The sequence below is a fragment of the Roseateles sp. genome (assembly GCF_049240545.1).
Taxonomy (GTDB): Bacteria; Pseudomonadota; Gammaproteobacteria; order Burkholderiales; family Burkholderiaceae_C; genus Paucibacter_A.
The window spans coordinates 1-18,351 of record NZ_JBMLSK010000152.1 but is presented as its reverse complement, the minus strand read 5'-3'; the positions used below and the strand labels follow the sequence as shown (position 1 = coordinate 18,351).

Below are 18,351 nucleotides of genomic sequence, written 5' to 3'. Positions count from 1 at the left end.
CGCCGGTCGTTTGAAACCGCTGGCCCTGGCCGCGCTGGCTTTGTTGGGCGGCCTGATGCCCGCAGGCTGGCGCGCCGGACGCCATTTGAACAATGGCCGGAATGACGGTCCGCCCGATTTGGATGAACTGTGGCGCGACTTCAATCGCAAGCTGACCGGTATGTTTGGCGGCAAGCCGCCCGGCGGCAATGATTCGGGTGGCAATGGCGGTAACGGCGGCGGCAACAACTTCCAGCCCGATATGAAAAGCGCCGGCATTGGCGCCGGTTTGATTGGCGGCGTGGTTCTGTTGGGTTGGTTGGGCAGTGGATTCTTCATTGTTCAAGAAGGCCAACAGGCGGTGGTGACTTCGTTTGGCAAGTACAGCAAGACCGTTGAGGCGGGCTTCCAGTGGCGCCTGCCGTATCCTTTCCAGGCGGACGAAATTGTCTCGGTGACGCAGCTGCGTCAAGTTGAAGTGGGTCGGAACTCGGTGGTGCAGGCCACTGGGCTGCGCGACTCTTCGATGCTGACTCAAGACGAGAACATCGTCGATATCCGCTTCACCGTCCAATACACGCTGAAGAATGCACGCGACTATCTGTTTGAGAACCGCAACCCCGATGAGGCGGTGGTCTTGGCGGCGGAGTCGGCGGTGCGTGAGATCGTCGGCAAGAGCAAGATGGATTCGGTGCTTTATGAGCAGCGCGACGCTATTGCTGTGGATCTGGTGAAGTCCATCCAGACGCAGTTGGATCGACTGAAGGCCGGCATTCAGATCAAGAACGTCAACGTGCAGAACGTGGCGCCGCCCGAGCAGGTGCAGGCCGCGTTCGACGACGCCTTCAAGGCTGGCGCCGACCGTGAGCGCCTGAAGAATGAAGGCCAAGCCTACGCCAATGATGTGATCCCCAAGGCACAGGGCACTTCGGCTCGCTTGCTGGAAGAGGCGGAAGGTTACAAGTCCCGCGTTGTCGCGCAGGCGGAGGGTGATGCGCAGCGCTTCAAGAGCGTGTTGAGCGAGTACCAGAAGGCTCCGGGCGTGACGCGCGATCGCCTCTATACCGACACCATGCAACAGGTCTATTCGAATGTCAGCAAGGTCATGGTCGACAGTCGCAATGGATCCAACCTGCTGTACCTTCCCTTGGATAAATTGATCCAGCAGTCCTCGGGCACTGTGACGGCGTCGCCGCCGGTGGCCACGCCAGCCGCTGAAGCGCCAGCGCCTGCGGTCAGCAACGATGTGCGTTCCCGTGACGGCTTGCGCAGCCGTGACGGTCGCTGATGAATCAGGGAGTTATGCAGATGAATCGTATTGCCGCCATTGTGGCTGGAGCTCTGGTCGCCCTGATGCTTGCCAGCTCTATGCTGTTTGTCATCGACCAGCGTCAGTTTGCTGTCGTGTATGCGCTGGGTGAGATCAAGGAAGTGATCACCGAGCCCGGCTTGAAGTTCAAGCTGCCGCCGCCGCTGCAGAACGTGGTCCTTTTGGATCGACGGGTGCAGACATTGGATAGTCCGGAATCGCGTCCGATCTTCACGGCCGAGAAGAAGAGCTTGGTGATCGATTGGTTGATCAAGTGGCGAGTCGCCGAGCCCCGTCAATTCATTCGGAACAACGGCTCTGATATGCGTAATGTCGAGAATCGCCTGAGTCCGGTGGTTCAAGCGGCCTTCAACGAAGAGGTAACCAAGCGCACGGTCATCTCGGTGCTGGCGACTGAGCGCGAGAAGGTCATGAACGACGTGCGTAAACGTCTGGAAGATGAGGCCAAGCAGTTCGGTATCGAGATCCTCGATGTGCGGATCAAGCGTGTGGACTTCGCCGCGAATATCACGGACTCGGTCTATCGCCGTATGGAGTCCGAGCGCAAACGCGTTGCCAATGAGTTGCGCTCGACGGGTGGCGCGGATGGCGAAAAGATTCGTGCTGATGCCGACCGGCAGCGTGAAGTGATCGTGGCTGAAGCCTACCGTGACGCGCAAAAGATCAAGGGTGAGGGTGATGCCAAGGCTTCAGCTTTGTATGCGGATGCTTTTGGCCGCGACCCGCAGTTCGCTCAGTTCTACCGCCAGCTCGAGGCTTATCGCAGCAGCTTCCGCAACAAAACGGACGTGATGGTCGTTGACCCAAGCAGCGACTTCTTCAAGTCCATGCGGGGTGCGGGCGGTGGTGCGGCTGCGCCCGCGCCGCGCAAGTAAGGCGGACTCGTCTTGTCGCAAACCCTGCTGTTGGCGCTCAGCCTGATGCTGGTCGTTGAAGGGCTTTTGCCCTTCCTCAGCCCGCAAATGTGGCGGCAGGTGTTTGCTCGCATGTTGGCCATGACCGATGGACAGATACGCTTCATCGGCTTGGCCAGCATTCTGGCTGGCTTGCTGGGTGTGGTTTTGGTGTGGCCTTAGCCCCCCGAAATCATTCAAGTCGGTGCTAAAAGCTGGCAGCCGCGCGTGACGCCGGTACAATGCCGTTTTTAACCGCTCCCCATATACACATGGCTTCTGCCTGGCTGCTGCCTGAGCATATTGCTGACGTTCTGCCGTCCCAGGCGCGCCGTATCGAAGAGATCCGTCGCGAACTCTTGGACATGGCCCGAAGCTACGGTTGCGAGCTGGTGATGCCTCCGCTGCTGGAGCATCTGGAGTCTTTGCTCACCGGTGCGGGGCACGAACTTGATCTGCAGACTTTCAAGCTGGTCGACCAGCTATCGGGTCGGAGTCTGGGTCTGCGTGCAGACACCACGCCTCAAGTTGCTCGAATCGATGCCCACCTGCTGAATCGACGCGGTGTAACCCGTCTTTGCTACTGCGGACCCGTGCTGCGCACCCGTAGCAGCGGCCTCCACGCCACGCGTGAGCCCTTGCAGTTCGGTATTGAGATCTATGGTCATGCTGGGCTGGAGGCTGACTTGGAGGTGCAGGAGTTGGCGCTGGATGTCGTCAAGCGAGCTGGTCTCAAGCAAGCGGTGATGGATCTGGGAGATGCGCGCCTGTTGCGCGGTGTGTTGGCGGATTCGATGCCCGCACCCGTGGTGATGGATGCTTTGATTGCTGCGCTGACGACCAAAGATGGTGCCGCACTGCGCTTGGCCAGTCAGGGCTTGAGCCAAGATGTACAACGCGGCTTGTTGCAACTGCTGTCCTTGTATGGGGGCACCGAGGTTCTGGCTTTGGCGCGTCGACAGCTACCTGCGCATCCCTTGATCACTGCTGCACTGAATGACTTGGAATGGTTGACCAAGCATTTGCAGCAAACCCACCCTGAGATTTCGATCGGCCTTGATCTGGCGGATTTGACAGGCTTTGCTTATTACAGCGGCGTGCGTTTTGCTTTGTACGCCGAAGGTGCGAGCGAAGCAGTCTTGCGCGGCGGCCGGTATGACGAGGTGGGGGCCGTGTTTGGCCGGCGTCGTCCTGCAGTCGGCTTTAGCTTGGATTTGAAGGTCTTGGAGGCATTGAGTCCTGCGGCGCCTTTGCGAGCCGCAGTTCGGGCGCCCTGGGGTGAGAATCCTGAATTGCGCGCTGCGGTGCGCAAGCTCAGAGAAGCGGGCGAGACCGTGGTCTGCATATTGCCGGGCCACGAGCATGAAGGCGAAGAATTCGACTGTGACCGTGAGCTGGTGCAGGTCGACAATCAGTGGTTGGTGCGCGCGCTTTGAGCGCCGACCGGCCGACATCACTTTTTTGATCATCGGATTATCAAGATGAAAAGCGAAATCGCGCGCGGCCGGAATGTGGTCGTTGTAGGCACCCAATGGGGTGACGAAGGCAAGGGCAAGGTCGTCGATTGGATGACCGATCACGCTCAAGGCGTCGTTCGTTTTCAAGGTGGCCATAACGCTGGCCACACCCTGGTCATCAAGGGTGTGAAGACAGCCTTGCAACTGATCCCCTCGGGCATCATGCGTGACGGCGTGGCTTGCTACATCGGCAACGGCGTGGTGCTGGATCCGACCCATTTGCTGGGCGAAATCGAGCGCTTGGAAAAAGCGGGCGTTGAAGTGCGTTCGCGCTTGTTCATCAGCGAGTCTTGCCCCTTGATCCTGCCCTTCCATGTGGAAGTGGACAAGGCTCGCGAGGCCCTGCGTGAGAGCAGTGGGGCCGGCAAGATCGGCACCACCGGCAAGGGCATTGGTCCGGCCTACGAAGACAAGGTGGCTCGCCGCGCCCTGCGCGTGCAAGACCTGAAGCACCCCGAGCGCTTTGCCAAGAAGCTGCAAGAGCTGCTGGCTTTGCATAACTTCGCCCTTGCGGGGTACCTGAATTCCAAGGCATTGGAGTTCCAGCCCATCTTCGACCAAGCCATGAAGATGGCCGAAGTGATCAAGCCGATGATGGCTGACGTGGGCTACATGATCCACAAGGCCCATTTGGCTGGTGCCAACATCTTGTTCGAAGGCGCGCAAGGCACGCTGCTGGACATCGACCACGGCACCTATCCCTATGTGACCTCGAGCAACTGCGTGGCTGGCAATGCTGCGGCTGGCGCGGGCGTGGGGCCACAGATGCTGCACTACATGCTGGGCATCACCAAGGCCTACACCACCCGCGTGGGTTCAGGCCCGTTCCCGACCGAGTTGGAGTGGGAAAAGGAGGGTACGGTGGGCTATCACCTGTCGACAGTGGGTCAGGAGAAGGGCACTGTGACCGGTCGCGCTCGTCGCTGCGGCTGGTTCGATGCGGCGGCGTTGAAGCGTTCGGTCATCATCAACGGCATTACGGGTCTGTGCATCACCAAGCTCGATGTGCTGGATGGCCTGGCCGAGGTCAAGATGTGCGTCGGCTACAAATTGGCCGATGGCCGAACACTGGACATCCTGCCTTTGGATGGTGATGAAATCGTCGGCGCTGAGCCGATCTATGAAACTTTCCCCGGTTGGGCTGAGGTGACTTTTGGCGTCACATCCTGGGATGCTTTGCCGCAGAATGCTCGCAACTATCTGCAACGAATCAAGGAAGTCATCGGCGCTCCGATTGACATGGTCTCGACCGGCCCAGACCGTGAGCACACCATTTTGTTGCGTCACCCCTACGCAGTCTGAGTTGCTTGCCTTCAATCAATTTCTGAGTCTGACCGCCTCACTCCACAGGAGAAACCATTTATGTTGACCGACGACGGCAAGCACTTGTACGTGTCCTGGGACGAGTACCACATGTTGACCGAGCGCCTAGCGCTCAAGATCCATGCATCTGGCTGGGAGTTTGATCAGATCCTATGTCTGGCCCGTGGTGGTATGCGCCCCGGGGATGTGCTGTCGCGCGTTTTCGACAAGCCGCTGGGCATCATGTCCACCAGCTCGTATCGCGCCGAAGCGGGCACCATTCAAGGCCGCTTGGACATCGCCAAGTACATCACCATGCCTAAAGGCGAGTTGGCTGGCCGTGTTTTGCTGGTGGATGATTTGGCAGATTCGGGAGTCACGCTGAAGGCTGTGGTTGAGCGTCTGCGCAGCATGCCTGCCATCAGCGAGTTGCGCTCGGCCGTGATTTGGACCAAGGGCGTCTCGGCCTACACGCCGGACTACTATGTCGAGATGCTGGATACCAGCCCCTGGATTCACCAGCCATTCGAAGAGTACGACGATATGCGGCCCGATGCTTTGGCCAAAAAGTTTGTGGTCTGAATCGCTGGAGCGGCTTCAAGGCATGAAAGTTAATCAAGCCGGCAGTGTGAAAACCTGTCGGCTTGTTGCTTTGAGGGTGAAGCTTTGCGGGGTGAGCGTGCGCGCTTCAGGGAATTCGCCGGCGCTTGTTCAAAAAGACTGGGCGAAAGTTTCGAAATTCATTCGAGCTTCGTACGGCACAAAGCAAAATGGCCTCATGCATTTCGACATGAGACCATCTCTTTGGATTTATTTCAATCTTGGTGCCCAGGAGAGGACTCGAACCTCCACGGAGTTACCCGCTAGTACCTGAAACTAGTGCGTCTACCAATTCCGCCACCTGGGCATTTCAGGAAAGCAAGGATTCTATCATCAAAAACATTAAGAACACAAGTACGCAGGGCCAGCAAGAAATCGGCTCGCTATTGAGCGAGGTCGAAGGCACTGTGCAGGGACATCGGGACGGGCATGGCTTCTTGCAGCCCGATGTGGGGCAGCAGGACATCTATTTGTCATCGCAGGAAATGCATGCAGTCATGCATGGTGATCGCTTGCGGGTGCGCATCGTCCGTATGGACAAGCGTGGCAGGCCCGAAGGGCGGGTGCTCGAAATTTTGGAGCGCAAGAAGAAGCCCATCATCGGGCGCTTGCTCTTGGAGTCGGGTATCTGGCTGGTGGCACCTGAAGACAAGCGCATGGGGCAGGACATCTTGGTCCCCAAGAACGGCTTGGCCAATGCGGTCGCTGGGCAAGTGGTGGCTGTGGAATTGATCGAGCCGCCGTCCCTTTACTCGCAGCCGGTAGGCCGTGTGGTTGAGGTGTTAGGCGAAATCGATGATCCGGGCATGGAGATCGAGATTGCGGTGCGCAAGTACGAGGTGCCGCATCGCTTCAGTGCCGAGACTCTGGCGCAAGCCGCGAAACTGCCGGACAAATTGCGTGCAGCCGACTTGAAGCATCGCATCGATCTGCGCGATGTGCCCTTGGTGACCATTGACGGTGAAGATGCGCGAGACTTTGACGATGCCGTCTATTGCGAGCCGCACAAACAAGGGCGCGGCAAAACGGCCTTCAGCGGTTGGCGCTTGTTGGTGGCGATAGCCGACGTCAGTCATTACGTCAAGCCGGGCGATCCTTTGGATGCCGATGCCTACGAGCGCGCCACATCGGTGTACTTCCCGCGCCGTGTCATCCCGATGTTGCCAGAGAAGCTCTCCAACGGTCTGTGCTCGCTGAATCCCTATGAAGACCGTTTGTCCATGGTCTGCGACATGTTGGTCAACGAGAGCGGGGAAGTTCAGGCCTACCAGTTTTACCCAGCAGTCATTCGCTCGCATGCGCGATTCACCTACAGCGAAGTCGCAGCCATTTTGGGCAACACCCATGGGCCTGAGGCGGCCAAGCGCAGTGATCTGGTGCCGCATTTGCTGCACTTGTACGAGGTCTATCGGGCTTTGCTGGCCGAGCGCTCACGCCGGGGTGCGATTGACTTTGACACGACCGAAACGCAGATCGTTTGCGATGACAACGGACGTATCGAAAAGATCATCCCGCGTACCCGTAACGAGGCGCACAAGCTGATTGAGGAGGCTATGTTGGCCGCCAATGTCTGCGCGGCTGACTTCATTGCCCAGTCCAAGCATGGCGCCTTGTTCCGGGTCCACGAGGGGCCGACGCCTGAGAAGCGCATTGCGCTGCAAGCTTATTTGCGCGCGCTGGGTTTGGGTCTATCGATCAGTGACGACCCCAAGCCGGGCGAGTACGCAGCGATTGCCGCGGCGACCAAGGACCGGGTCGACTCGACGCAGATCCACGCCATGCTGCTGCGCTCCATGCAGCAGGCGATTTACACCTCGGCCAATGCCGGGCACTTTGGCCTGTCTTACTTGGCCTACACCCACTTCACCAGCCCCATTCGACGTTATCCCGATTTGTTGGTGCACCGGGTCATCAAAGCCATCTTGGCCGACAAGCGTTACCACTTGGACGCAGGCAAGATGGAAGTGCCGATGGCTGCGAAGCGGCCGGGCCGCGCTGCGCCCATCGATCCGGCCAAGGCGACGACCGAGATCGAGCGCTGGGAAGTGGTGGGCGCGCATTGCAGTGCCAACGAACGGCGCGCCGACGAGGCCTCGCGTGACGTCGAGGCCTGGCTGAAGTGCCGCTATATGCGGGAGCATCTGGGCGAGGAGTTCGCTGGCACGGTCAGCGCGGCCACCAGCTTTGGACTCTTTGTGCAACTGGACGCGCTTTATGTCGAGGGCCTGATTCACATCACCGAGTTGGGTGGTGAGTATTTCCGCTTCGATGAGGTCCGCCAAGAGCTACGCGGAGAGCGCACGGGCATTCGCTATGCCACCGGCGCACGGGTTCAGGTGCAGGTCAGTCGCGTCGATCTGGATGCGCGCAAGATTGACTTCCGGCTGGTGCAAGAGAGTGGTGAAGCGAAGCTGGTCGCGCGCGCGCAGCGAGACAAAGCGGGTTTGGGTGCAGCAGACAGACAGCCCTTGTCGGCGGTGGCGGAACTGGATCAAGTGCGGCGCGATGACCGCGCGGTGAAGAAGGCGGCCAAGGCCAGCAAAGCTGGGCGCAAGGGCAAGCCAGGGCGTGCGGCCAATCCTGGGGCTTTGGGTGCATCGGGGGCGTCTGCGGCTCATCCCATCAAGGCGGTCAGGCAGGCGGCACGGGGCAAGGCGGAAGTAAAGCCCTCGGCGGCCGGCTTGGAGCCTCGGACGCGCAAGCGTCGGTGAAGTTCAGAGAACTTTGCTGAGCTGTTTGTTCACAGCGCAGTTAAGCGGTGCTTGGGGTCCTTGATCCCAATTCAGGTGCCAATGTCAGGCGGTGGAGGGCATGCATGCGTTCCACCAAGTCGGCTGCGCGCAGGGGGCCGGCCTCTTGTTCATCGGCCGCGCGTCCATGCCAATAGCAAGCGGCGCTGGCCAGCAGGGCGGGCGGTGTGTCTGGGTGTTGCGCCCACAGTCCGCCCAACCAGCCCGCCAGGACGTCGCCGCTGCCCGCTGTGGCCAGGGCGGCATTGCCGCTGCTGTTGATGGCCAGGCGGTCTAATTTTGAGTCGGCGACGACGCTTCCCGAGCCCTTCAAAATGACCTGACTGTTGAATTGAGCGGACAGGGTTCGCGCTGCTTTCAATCGATCGGCCTGGACATCGTCGGTGCTGCAATTCAGCAGGCGTGCGGCCTCAAGCGGGTGAGGGGTGAGTACGGTGGCCAAGCTTTGTCCTGCGCGTTGGGCCAGCAGTGCGCGCAATTCTGCGCTGCTGGCGACAGCATTGAGGGCATCTGCGTCCAAGACCAGCCGTTTGGCGTGGCGCAGTACCGTAGGCAGCCATTCGCTGATGGCCTCTCCGCCGCCACAGCCGCAGACCACGACCTTGTCTTGCCATGATTGCGCATCCGCCAGGCGCTGCTTCGCGAACTGCATCAACTCTGGACGCATGACATCGGCTTCGGTTTCCACCGAAGCTGTTGAGTCGGAACTCAGCAAACAAACATAAACGCGGCCGGCGCCTGAGGCCAGCGCGGCACGCGCTGCTAAGCGGGCGGCGCCGCGCATACCGGGCGCGCCACCCAGGACCAGGACGTCGCCTTGGCTGCCTTTGTGTTGCGCGTGGCGGCTTAGTCGGGAGTGGGTCAGTGGCTGGAGCGCTGCGGCGCCTAGCAGCAAGGCATCGGCCTCGATTTCGTGCTGGGCGCCTAGTGAGTCAAACCAAACTTGTCCGCAATGAACTCGTCCTTGCGCCGTGAAGAGGCCGGGCTTGAGGGTCAGCAGGCTCAGCGTGTGCTGGGCGCGTACCGCCACCGACCCCGCCAAGTTGCCGGTATCGGCCAGCAGGCCGCTGGGTAGATCCAGCGCCAAGATCGGCGACCCACTTGCGTTCAGGCAGTGGATGGCGTCGGTGAATTCGGCGGTGGGTGCGCGGCTCAAGCCCAGGCCCAACAAGGCATCTACAGCGAGGCTTGTGGATTGCGGCGATCGAAGGCCTTCGCTGATGTGCACGCCGGCCAGCTGTGCTGAGGCCAATGCGGCCTGTGCATCCGGCGGGAGCGGGCGTTCCGGCCCATGGCCGATCAAGCTGACGCTTACATCCAAGCCGTGGGTCCGCAGCAGTCTCGCCGCCACCAAGCCGTCGCCACCATTGTTGCCGGGGCCGCAGAGCAGCCAGATGCTGTGTCTGCTCGAACTCAGGGCTAGACACAAACGCGCAGCACTAGTGCCGGCGCGCTCCATCAAGGCGTGTGGGGGCAAGGTCGCCAGAGCTGCGCGTTCGATGGCGCGGCTGCTGGCTGCTGAGTGCAGGGGCCAGTTGTGCTCTGCGGGCAGGAGTTTGTGCATGGCCCCAGCTTGTCAGGCCAAGCGCGAGATGTCCAGACCTGTGATCTCCGGGGCTTCGGCGTCCGTCTTGCGCTTGCTGACTTGGTTGGCCAGCAGCCGCGCTGCGCCGCAGGCCAGCGGCCAGTCCAGGCTGTGAGCGGCCCCTTGAGCCAAGTTCAGCCAGATGCCGGGCAGGCCGCTGGCGCCGAGCAGGGGGAGTCCATCGGGTAGTAGGGCTTGGCAGCCGATCCAGCGTTGCTCTTGGCCGACTTGCATGGCGCCGGGGAACCAGTCGTTCAAGACCCGGTGCAGCGAAGCGAGTGTCGCGGGCTTGAAGCTTTGCGGGGCGGCGCCCGGCTCGACGCTGCCGGCCACGCGCACTCGTTGCCCGATGCGGCTGATGGAGGTTTGCTCGCGCAGATCGAAAACGCCGGCTCTGGGGCCGAGGTCGGGGTGGGCCTCCAGCTGTCGCAGGGGCGCTGTGATGGTGTAGCCATGGACCAAGCCCATGGCGGGCTTGAGGCCGAGCGGCTGCAAGAGATCCAGGGCGCTGGCGCCCGCGCAGATCAACACCGCGTCAAAGCTCTCTTGCATGGGCCCAAGCGGTGCGGGCTGAGTGTCGCCGGCGTCTTGCTTTTCTGGCGCGCGCGTCGCAGCGCCCAATCCTTCGGGCGGGATGGTGTGTTCGTGAATCAGCGAGGCGACCGTGCCGGGCGTGAGGCTGCGAACCGTGGTGTGAAAGCGGAACTGCACGCCCAGGCGCTGTGCCTCGATGCGCATCAAGTGGCTGAACTGGCGGCAATTGCCGACCTCGGCTGGGCTCAGTTGGATGCCACCATGCAACGCCGTGTCCGGGTTCAGGCCGGGCTCGAGGGCAAGGCACTGCTCGGCGCTCAAAAACTGCTGCTGGAGCCCCAGGCTTTGCAAAAGATCCAGCTGCGCTTGAATCGCGCGCAGATCGCGGTCCTGGCGCAGCAGTAGCAACTGCCCTTCGGCGCGCTCAAAGTCCAGCTGCAAGCGCTTGCGAAGCTCTTGCAGGCGGCTGTGGCTGTACAGGGCCAACTGCAGCAGCTGGGCTTGTTTCGTGGCTCGGTCCTTGCTGCGTTCAGCACGCCAGCGGCGCCATTGCCAGCTCAGCGAGCCGGCGCCTGGCCGAGGAAATGAGGCCTGCGTCCAGGGCAGGGCCATGGCGGGGGCGGCCTGGCCGGTGTTGGCAAAACTGCCTTCGGCGGCCACGCTGCCGCGACGGTCGAAAACGGTGACTTGATGGCCGTCGGCTGCGCACTCGAAGGCGCTGGTGACGCCGGCTATTCCGGCGCCGATGATGGCAATACGCATGCGCTCAGGGTCTCGCGTTCAAAAGGTGTTCAATCTGTAGCGCAAGGCTCAGCAAGAGGTCGTCCTGCGCTGCGGTGCTCCACAGCATCAGTCCAACCGGCAATTCTCCCTCCTCTTGGCAGGGCAGCGAAATGGCGCAGCCATCCAAGAGGTTCACAACGGACGGGTTGCGCAGCAACAGGGCGTTGGTGGCGAAGAATTGTTCGTCACTGGCGAGCAGTGGCGCCAGCAAGGGCGCAACGATGGGCACGGTAGGGCTGATCACCGCGTCAAAGCCAGCCAGCGAGGCTTCCATGTTGGCGATCCACTGGCGGCGCCGATTCAGCAAGTCGACGTAGTCGGCGGCGCTGATGGCCTCACCGCGTCGGATGCGTGCACTGACGCGTGGATCGTAGAGTGCCGCTTGTTCGGAGTTCTGCAGGCGCTGGCGATGCCAGGCCCAGCTTTCTGCCGCCGCAAAGCCACCTTGCGCTTGCAGCTCGGAAAGCTGATTCAAGGCTGGGAGATCGATCTCCTCAACATCGCAGCCGGCCGCGCGCAAGCGCTTCAGACTGCGCTCGAAAGCGCGGCTGACGGCGTCGTCCATGCCATCTTGAAAAAGCGGCTTGACCAGGGCCAGGCGCATCGCCTTCAGGGGGCGCGGGCTGATGCGAACTTGGCGTGCTGCCAACACCTCATGCAGCAAGATGGCGTCGCGCACGGACCGTGTGAGCGCGCAGGCCGTGTCCAAAGTAGTAGACAGTGGAATGCAGCCTTCGGTCGGTGTCAGTCGCGCGGTGTTCTTGAAGCCGACCAGGCCTTGCAAAGCTGCCGGGATGCGGATCGAGCCGCCGGTGTCGGAGCCAAGTGCCGCCCATGCGGCGCCGGTCGAGACGCTGACCGCTGCGCCCGAACTGGAGCCGCCCGGGATGCGAGCCTGCCCATCCATTGCAAAGGTGACGGGGTTCAGGGGCGTGCCGTGGTGCGGGTTGATGCCTACGCCCGAGAAGGCGAACTCGCTCATATTCGTGTGTCCGGTCAGCACCGCACCCGCTTGGCGCAAACGGGCGACGGCCGGGCAGTCCTGATGGGCGGGCGCGTTTTGGCTCAGGACGCGCGAGCCCGCACCGCTCACGGCGCCGGCCACGTCGAACAAGTCTTTGATGCTGATGCCTAAGCCGCCCAGCCGGGGCCGAGGAGCTCCAGCCTGCGCCAGGGTGTCAATGGCTGCGGCGCAGATCTGGGCCTGTTTGAAGAACTCTCGCACATAGGCGTTTTTGCAGCCTTCCGAGAGGGCCTGGCGCTGGTTTTCCTGCGCAGCTTCGGCGGCGCTGAGGCGCCCATCTTGCAGCTGCAGCAGGGCGCCGCTCAGGTCAATGCTCATGAATCGTGTATACTCTTTGGGTTTTGCCGGGCGGCACTGGGCGTTTTGCTCAATGCAGCGGGTGAAATTTGAAATGTTTCGCAAGTCCTTTGCGAACAAATCGCAAACCGGCCACTGAGAGGTGTTGCTGCTGTATTCGAGTTCAATCCCCAGCTGGGTGAATGAGCGTCACTGCGCAGAGCAATTCGGGCCGGATTTTAGACACAACCTTCGGAGTAAAGAATATGTCCGTCACTATGCGCGAGATGCTGGAAGCAGGCGTCCACTTTGGTCACCAAACTCGTTTCTGGCACCCCAAGATGGCCCCGTACATCTACGGCCATCGCAACAAGATCCACATCATCAACCTCGAAAAGACGCTGCCTGCGTTCGAAGAGGCGATGAAGTTTGTGCGCCAGCTGTCGGCTAAGCGCGGCACCATCATGATGATCGGCACCAAGCGTCAAGCGCGTGAAGTCGTCGCTCTGGAAGCCCAGCGTTGCGGCATGCCTTACGTCGACCAGCGTTGGTTGGGCGGCATGATGACCAACTTCAAGACGGTCAAGACTTCGCTGAAGAACCTGAAGGACATGCAAGCTCAAGTGGATGCCGGCACTCAGCCCGCCATCAAGAAAGAAGCTTTGATGTTCCAACGCGATCTGGCCAAGCTGGAAAAGAACATCGGCGGCATCCAGGACATGAACGGTCTGCCTGACGCCATCTTCGTGATCGACGTTGGCTACCACAAGATCGCCATCGCCGAAGCCAAGAAGCTGGGCATCCCCGTCATCGGCGTGGTTGACACCAACCACTCGCCTGTCGGTATCGACTACGTCATTCCTGGTAACGATGACTCGGCCAAGGCCGTGGCTCTGTACGCCCGCGCCGTCGCTGACGCCGTGCTGGAAGGCCGTGCTAACGCCGGTAACGAAGTCGTGCAAGCCCAGGCTCCTGCCGGCGACGAGTTCGTTGAAGTGAGCGAAGGCGCCTGAATTTCAGCTGCCAAACAAAGGGGCTGATTCAGCCCCTTTTTTTCAAAATTTTTTGAGCGGTATGACTGATTCCTCGGAATCTTCTACTGCTAAACCCTGACAAACACCGGAGATTCAAGATGGTTGCAATTACCGCAAGCATGGTGGCCGAACTGCGTGCCCGCACCGACGCCCCGATGATGGAGTGCAAGAAGGCGCTGACCGAAGCCGGCGGCGACCTGGACCGTGGTGAAGAAATCCTGCGCGTCAAGCTGGGCAACAAGGCCGGTAAGGCTTCTTCGCGCGTGACCGCCGAAGGCGTGGTCGCTGCTGCCGTGGTGGGCACGACCGGCGCTTTGCTGGAAGTGAACTGCGAAACCGACTTCGTCACCAAGAATGACGCTTTCTTGGCTTTCGCCAATGCTTGCGCCGCCTTGGCTGCTGAGCACGGCGTGGCCGATGTGGCTGCTCTGGGCAATCTGCCGCTGTCGCAAGAAGGCTTTGGCCCGACCGTGGAAGAAGTGCGTCGCGGTCTGGTCGGCAAGATCGGCGAAAACATGTCGCTGCGTCGCGTCAAGCTGTACAACAGCGGCGCCAAGCTGGCTTCTTATCTGCACGGCACCCGCATCGGCGTGATGGTGGAGTTCGATGGTGACGAAGTCGCCGCCAAGGACGTCGCCATGCACGTGGCTGCGATGAAGCCGGCTGCGCTGTCTTCCGCCGAAGTCGCGCCTGAGTTGGTCGAGAAAGAGCGCAAGATCGCTGCCGAGAAGGCAGCCGAGTCCGGCAAGCCTGCCGACATCGTCGCCAAGATGGTTGAAGGCTCGGTGCAGAAGTTCCTGAAGGAAGTCTCGCTGCTGGACCAAGTCTTCGTGAAGGCCGCTGACGGCAAGCAAACCGTCGCCGCCATGCTGAAGGACAAGGCCACCAACGTGAAGAGCTTTACGCTGTACGTGGTGGGTGAAGGCATTGAGAAGAAGGTGGACGACTTCGCCGCCGAAGTGGCTGCGCAAGTGGCCGCCGCTAAGGGGCAATAAGCTCTGAAGTCAAAAAGGGCGCCTCTGGCGCCCTTTACACTTGTGCCGCTGCATGGGTCTGCTCACGAGGTGGATTCTGCGCGGCACTGGTTCGAGAACACCGCAGCAACACAGCATCAAGAGGTCCCTATGCCCGCGCACAAACGCATCCTGCTCAAGCTCTCCGGCGAAGCCCTGATGGGCGATGACGCTTTCGGTATCAACCGCGCCACCATTGTGCGCATGGTGCAAGAAATTCGGGAAGTCACGCAAACAGGCGTTGAAGTGGCCGTCGTGATTGGCGGAGGCAATATCTTCCGCGGCGTGGCGGGCGGCTCGGTCGGCATGGACCGTGCGACCGCTGACTATATGGGCATGCTGGCCACCGTGATGAACTCGCTGGCGCTGGCGGACACCATGCGTCAAGAAGGCATTGTCGCGCGCGTGATGTCGGCCATCGGCATCGAGCAGGTGGTGGAGCCTTATGTGCGCCCCAAGGCACTGCAATATTTGGAAGAAGGCAAGGTCGTCGTGTTTGCTGCCGGCACCGGCAACCCCTTCTTCACCACAGACACGGCCGCAGCACTGCGTGGCGCCGAGATCGGCGCTGAGATCGTGCTGAAGGCCACCAAGGTCGATGGTGTTTACACCGCCGACCCCAAGAAAGACCCGAGCGCCACCCGTTATTCGCGCATCAGCTTTGATGAAGCGATCGCCAAGAACCTGCAAGTTCTGGACGCCACTGCCTTCGCGCTGTGCCGTGACCAGAAGCTGCCGATTCGTGTCTTCAGCATCCTCAAGCCGGGTGCTCTCAAGCGCGTGGTGATGGGTGAAGACGAAGGCACGCTGGTCCACGTTTGAGTGGCCTCATGCGTTAAGGTGAATCAGCTTTTCAAGGTTTAGAGATATGAGCATTGCAGACATCAAGCAGAACGCCGAAACCAAGATGGCGAAATCGGTTGAGGCCCTGAAGAACGAATTGCACAAGATCCGCACCGGGCGCGCTCACCCGGGCATTCTGGATCAGGTCAGCGTTGACTATTACGGCTCCATGGTGCCGATCTCCCAGGTCGCCAACGTGACCTTGCTGGATGCCCGCACCATCAGCGTTCAGCCCTGGGAAAAAGGCATGGGCGCCAAGATCGAAAAGGCCATCCGCGAGTCGGATCTGGGTCTGAACCCGGCCTCGCAAGGCGACTTGATCCGCGTGCCGATGCCGCCGCTGAACGAAGAGCGCCGCCGTGATCTGACCAAGGTGGTTCGCAATGCGGGCGAAGACGCCAAGATCGCAGTGCGCAATCTGCGTCGCGAAGCCAATGAGCAGGCCAAGAAGCTGACCAAGGACAAGCTGATCAGCGAAGACGACGAGCGTCGTAGCTTGGACGAAGCGCAAAAAATTACCGACCGCACCATTGCCGAGATCGACCGTCTGATCTCCGCCAAAGAAGCCGAAATTCTGGCTGTTTAAGCGCTGACGCCCCGAGCACGAGAGACAAGACGCAGTGAGCAATGACAGCAACAAAATCGTGCCGCGCCATGTGGCCATCGTCATGGATGGCAATGGTCGGTGGGCTAAGAAACGTTTCTTGCCGCGCTTCTTCGGTCACAAGCAAGGCGTGGACACCTTGGTCAAGGTGGTGCAAGCCTGCATCGACCGCGACATTGAGCATCTGACGGTTTACGCCTTCTCGTCCGAGAACTGGAAGCGTCCGAGTGACGAGGTGTCGGGCCTGATGGGCTTGGTGCTGGCGGCGGTCTCCCGCTACCTCGCCCGCATGGGCTCCATGGGCGTGCGCATCCGCATCATTGGAGACCGGGAAGCCGTTTCGGCCAAGCTGCGCAATGCCTGGAACGAAGCCGAGTCCGCCACGGCTCACAACAGCAAGCTGACCTTGTCGGTGGCCTTCAACTACGGCGGCCGTTGGGACATCGTGCAGGCCTGCAAGTCCGCGATGCAGGCGGGTGTGCAGCCGCAAGACTTGACCGAAGCCAAGCTGTCCGAGTTCATGGCCATGAACTATGCGCCGGACCCGGATCTTTTCATTCGCACCGGCGGCGAGGTGCGCATCAGCAACTTCTTGCTCTGGCAGGTGGCCTACACCGAGTTCGTGTTTTCTGACTGCCTGTGGCCTGATTTTGGCGAGGCGCAGTTGGATGCTGCGATTGAAGCCTTCCGTGAGCGTGATCGCCGCTTTGGCGGTGTCAAAGAGGCACCGGCTGTCGCCGAGGCCTGAGCACGAAGTATGCTGAAAACGCGCATCATCACCGCAGTGCTGTTGCTCTTGGCCTTGTTGCCCACCATATTGGCGGGCACGGCATTGCCATTTGCCTTGTTGACCTTGTTGATGATTGCTGCCGCAGGATGGGAGTGGTCGCGTCTGAACGGCGTGACGGGCCCATCGGCCTTGGTCTTTGGTGCAGTCACTGGTGCTTTGGCCTGGGGCTTGCATCTGCTCGTCGGTTGGGAGGCGGCGCCGCCTTGGAGCTGGTTCATGGCCTCACTGCTCTGGGTGCTGGGTGGTGGTTATGCACTGCGTGGCGGACCTGAACAATGGCCGCATGCCACCAAGACGGCACGCATGGTGCTGGGCATGGTGGCATTGATCGCCGCTTGGCTGGCCATGGTGGAAGCCAAAAGCACTGGCATCAATTTCTTGCTGTCGATTTTTTGCCTGGTCTGGGTGGCCGACACCGCCGCCTACTTTGGTGGCCGCGCCTTCGGTCGCCGCAAATTGGCCAAGTCCATCAGCCCCGGCAAGAGCTGGGAGGGCGTTTGGTCCGGCATGCTCGGCGTGATCGCGCTCGCTTTCTTCTGGGCCTACTACATCGATGTGCAGTTCGCAGTCGATTCGCCCAGCCTTTACCAGATCCTGCTGCAGCGCAACGCCCTGCCATGGGGTCTGCTGGCCCTGGTCTTTTTGGCCAGCATGAGCGTCGTCGGCGATTTGTTTGAATCCCTGATCAAGCGCGCCGCTGGCGCCAAGGACAGCAGTCAATTGCTGCCCGGCCATGGCGGTGTGTTGGACCGTGTGGATGCCTTGTTGCCGGTGTTCCCGCTCGCCATGGCCTTGAGTTCTTTGAGCCCTCTTCAATGACTAGTTACTCCCGTCCTCAGCGCATCACGGTGCTGGGTTCCACCGGCTCCATCGGCGTTAACACGCTGGACGTGTTGGCCCGCCACCCGGAACGTTACGAGGTCTTCGCCCTCACGGCGATGAGCCGTGTCGACGCCTTGCTGGCGCAGTGCTTGACCTGGAAGCCGCGCTTTGCGGTGCTGCCGGATGCGGCGCTGGCCCAGCAACTGCGCGCTTTGTTGCGCGAGCAGGGCAGCAAGACCGAGGTCTTGGACGGCATGGACAGCCTCTCGACGGTGTCGGCCCATGCGGACGTCGACATGGTCATGGCCGCCATCGTCGGCGCCGCTGGTTTGGCACCATGCCTGGCCGCTGCGCGCGCTGGCAAGCGACTGCTGTTGGCGAACAAAGAGGCCATCGTTGTTGGTGGCGCCTTGTTCATGCAGGCGGTGAAGCAGGGCGGTGCCACCTTGCTGCCAATCGATAGTGAGCACTCGGCCATCTTTCAATGCCTGCCCGAGGATCGCAAAACCTGGGCGCAGCGCATCGATCACATCGTGTTGACGGCGTCTGGCGGTCCTTTCCGCCAGCGGGACCCCGCCACGCTGGCCGAGGTCACACCCGAGCAAGCCTGCGCTCATCCGAACTGGGTGATGGGCCGCAAGATCTCGGTGGACTCGGCCACCATGATGAACA

16 protein-coding genes, 1 tRNA gene and 1 pseudogene are annotated in these 18,351 nt (G+C 61.0%); 14 read left to right on the top strand and 4 right to left on the bottom strand.

Translation table 11 applies throughout. The annotated features are described in order from the left end of the window. The first annotated feature begins 55 nt into the window (after window positions 1–55). The 6 genes from hflK to ACOVRJ_RS09595 all read left to right on the top strand — a co-directional run bounded on the left by hflK (window position 56) and on the right by ACOVRJ_RS09595 (window position 5,603). A complete protein-coding gene (gene hflK / locus ACOVRJ_RS09620; RefSeq protein ID WP_422043650.1) occupies window positions 56–1,267 on the top strand; it encodes an FtsH protease activity modulator HflK in 1,212 nt (403 codons plus the stop codon). 20 nt (window positions 1,268–1,287) lie between these two features. After that, the gene (gene hflC / locus ACOVRJ_RS09615; protein WP_422043631.1) at window positions 1,288–2,184 is read left to right on the top strand and encodes a protease modulator HflC; all 897 of its coding nucleotides are present in this window, start codon (window positions 1,288–1,290) and stop codon (window positions 2,182–2,184) included. Between the two features lie 12 nt (window positions 2,185–2,196). After that, window positions 2,197–2,385, top strand: a complete 189-nt coding sequence (locus ACOVRJ_RS09610; RefSeq protein WP_422043630.1) for a DUF2065 domain-containing protein — start codon at window positions 2,197–2,199, stop codon at window positions 2,383–2,385. 89 nt (window positions 2,386–2,474) lie between these two features. Further along, on the top strand, window positions 2,475–3,638 hold the full coding sequence (locus ACOVRJ_RS09605; protein WP_422043629.1) for an ATP phosphoribosyltransferase regulatory subunit: 1,164 nt from the start codon (window positions 2,475–2,477) through the stop codon (window positions 3,636–3,638). Window positions 3,639–3,683: 45 nt separating this feature from the next. Continuing rightward, window positions 3,684–5,021 (top strand): adenylosuccinate synthase, encoded by a 1,338-nt coding sequence (locus tag ACOVRJ_RS09600; RefSeq protein ID WP_422043628.1) that lies wholly within the window; start codon window positions 3,684–3,686, stop codon window positions 5,019–5,021. Window positions 5,022–5,081: 60 nt separating this feature from the next. After that, on the top strand, window positions 5,082–5,603 hold the full coding sequence (locus ACOVRJ_RS09595; protein ID WP_422043627.1) for a phosphoribosyltransferase: 522 nt from the start codon (window positions 5,082–5,084) through the stop codon (window positions 5,601–5,603). 240 nt (window positions 5,604–5,843) lie between these two features. Here the strand turns inward: ACOVRJ_RS09595 and ACOVRJ_RS09590 are convergent. Continuing rightward, window positions 5,844–5,928, bottom strand: a tRNA-Leu gene (locus tag ACOVRJ_RS09590). Between the two features lie 79 nt (window positions 5,929–6,007). Here ACOVRJ_RS09590 and rnr point away from each other — a divergent pair. Further along, window positions 6,008–8,332 (top strand): ribonuclease R, encoded by a 2,325-nt coding sequence (rnr, locus tag ACOVRJ_RS09585; protein ID WP_422043626.1) that lies wholly within the window; start codon window positions 6,008–6,010, stop codon window positions 8,330–8,332. A gap of 40 nt (window positions 8,333–8,372) precedes the next feature. Here rnr and ACOVRJ_RS09580 read toward each other — a convergent pair whose 3' ends face one another. The 3 genes from ACOVRJ_RS09580 to ACOVRJ_RS09570 are packed head-to-tail and all read right to left on the bottom strand — an operon-like array spanning window position 8,373 to window position 12,615. After that, window positions 8,373–9,935: an NAD(P)H-hydrate dehydratase gene (locus ACOVRJ_RS09580; protein ID WP_422043625.1), complete on the bottom strand. Its 1,563-nt coding sequence runs from the start codon at window positions 9,933–9,935 to the stop codon at window positions 8,373–8,375. Between the two features lie 12 nt (window positions 9,936–9,947). Continuing rightward, the gene (locus ACOVRJ_RS09575; RefSeq protein WP_422043624.1) at window positions 9,948–11,252 is read right to left on the bottom strand and encodes an FAD-dependent oxidoreductase; all 1,305 of its coding nucleotides are present in this window, start codon (window positions 11,250–11,252) and stop codon (window positions 9,948–9,950) included. Between the two features lie 4 nt (window positions 11,253–11,256). Further along, complete coding sequence (locus ACOVRJ_RS09570) at window positions 11,257–12,615, bottom strand: amidase (protein WP_422043623.1); 1,359 nt, start codon at window positions 12,613–12,615, stop codon at window positions 11,257–11,259. A gap of 224 nt (window positions 12,616–12,839) precedes the next feature. Here ACOVRJ_RS09570 and rpsB point away from each other — a divergent pair, with 224 nt between their 5' ends. The 7 genes and pseudogenes from rpsB to ACOVRJ_RS09535 all read left to right on the top strand — a co-directional run. Beyond that, window positions 12,840–13,586, top strand: coding sequence for a 30S ribosomal protein S2 (rpsB, locus tag ACOVRJ_RS09565; protein ID WP_263537056.1), 747 nt, complete (start codon window positions 12,840–12,842; stop codon window positions 13,584–13,586). A 119-nt stretch (window positions 13,587–13,705) separates the two neighbouring features. Beyond that, window positions 13,706–14,602 (top strand): translation elongation factor Ts, encoded by an 897-nt coding sequence (tsf, locus tag ACOVRJ_RS09560; RefSeq protein WP_422043622.1) that lies wholly within the window; start codon window positions 13,706–13,708, stop codon window positions 14,600–14,602. A 129-nt stretch (window positions 14,603–14,731) separates the two neighbouring features. Beyond that, complete coding sequence (gene pyrH, locus ACOVRJ_RS09555; RefSeq protein WP_263537054.1) at window positions 14,732–15,442, top strand: UMP kinase; 711 nt, start codon at window positions 14,732–14,734, stop codon at window positions 15,440–15,442. A gap of 46 nt (window positions 15,443–15,488) precedes the next feature. Then, window positions 15,489–16,049 carry a ribosome recycling factor gene (gene frr, locus ACOVRJ_RS09550; RefSeq protein ID WP_422043621.1) on the top strand — a complete coding sequence of 187 codons (561 nt, stop codon included), beginning with the start codon at window positions 15,489–15,491 and terminating at the stop codon, window positions 16,047–16,049. 34 nt (window positions 16,050–16,083) lie between these two features. Continuing rightward, on the top strand, window positions 16,084–16,815 hold the full coding sequence (uppS, locus tag ACOVRJ_RS09545) for a polyprenyl diphosphate synthase (protein WP_422043620.1): 732 nt from the start codon (window positions 16,084–16,086) through the stop codon (window positions 16,813–16,815). 9 nt (window positions 16,816–16,824) lie between these two features. Then, window positions 16,825–17,676, top strand: a complete 852-nt coding sequence (locus ACOVRJ_RS09540) for a phosphatidate cytidylyltransferase (protein ID WP_422043619.1) — start codon at window positions 16,825–16,827, stop codon at window positions 17,674–17,676. Further along, a pseudogene (locus ACOVRJ_RS09535) lies at window positions 17,673–18,351 on the top strand (1-deoxy-D-xylulose-5-phosphate reductoisomerase); the annotation flags it as partial. The gene ACOVRJ_RS09540 and the pseudogene ACOVRJ_RS09535, both read left to right, overlap by 4 nt.

Excerpts from the sequence above, each read along its gene's own strand:
- hflK (WP_422043650.1), top strand. The coding sequence starts at position 56 with ATGCCCGCAGGCTGGCGCGCCGGACGCCATTTGAACAATGGCCGGAAT.
- hflC (WP_422043631.1), top strand. The coding sequence starts at position 1,288 with ATGAATCGTATTGCCGCCATTGTGGCTGGAGCTCTGGTCGCCCTGATG.
- ACOVRJ_RS09605 (WP_422043629.1), top strand. The coding sequence starts at position 2,475 with ATGGCTTCTGCCTGGCTGCTGCCTGAGCATATTGCTGACGTTCTGCCG.
- ACOVRJ_RS09600 (WP_422043628.1), top strand. The coding sequence starts at position 3,684 with ATGAAAAGCGAAATCGCGCGCGGCCGGAATGTGGTCGTTGTAGGCACC.
- ACOVRJ_RS09595 (WP_422043627.1), top strand. The coding sequence starts at position 5,082 with ATGTTGACCGACGACGGCAAGCACTTGTACGTGTCCTGGGACGAGTAC.
- ACOVRJ_RS09580 (WP_422043625.1), bottom strand. The coding sequence starts at position 9,935 with ATGCACAAACTCCTGCCCGCAGAGCACAACTGGCCCCTGCACTCAGCA.
- ACOVRJ_RS09575 (WP_422043624.1), bottom strand. The coding sequence starts at position 11,252 with ATGCGTATTGCCATCATCGGCGCCGGAATAGCCGGCGTCACCAGCGCC.
- ACOVRJ_RS09570 (WP_422043623.1), bottom strand. The coding sequence starts at position 12,615 with ATGAGCATTGACCTGAGCGGCGCCCTGCTGCAGCTGCAAGATGGGCGC.
- rpsB (WP_263537056.1), top strand. The coding sequence starts at position 12,840 with ATGTCCGTCACTATGCGCGAGATGCTGGAAGCAGGCGTCCACTTTGGT.
- tsf (WP_422043622.1), top strand. The coding sequence starts at position 13,706 with ATGGTTGCAATTACCGCAAGCATGGTGGCCGAACTGCGTGCCCGCACC.
- pyrH (WP_263537054.1), top strand. The coding sequence starts at position 14,732 with ATGCCCGCGCACAAACGCATCCTGCTCAAGCTCTCCGGCGAAGCCCTG.
- frr (WP_422043621.1), top strand. The coding sequence starts at position 15,489 with ATGAGCATTGCAGACATCAAGCAGAACGCCGAAACCAAGATGGCGAAA.
- ACOVRJ_RS09540 (WP_422043619.1), top strand. The coding sequence starts at position 16,825 with ATGCTGAAAACGCGCATCATCACCGCAGTGCTGTTGCTCTTGGCCTTG.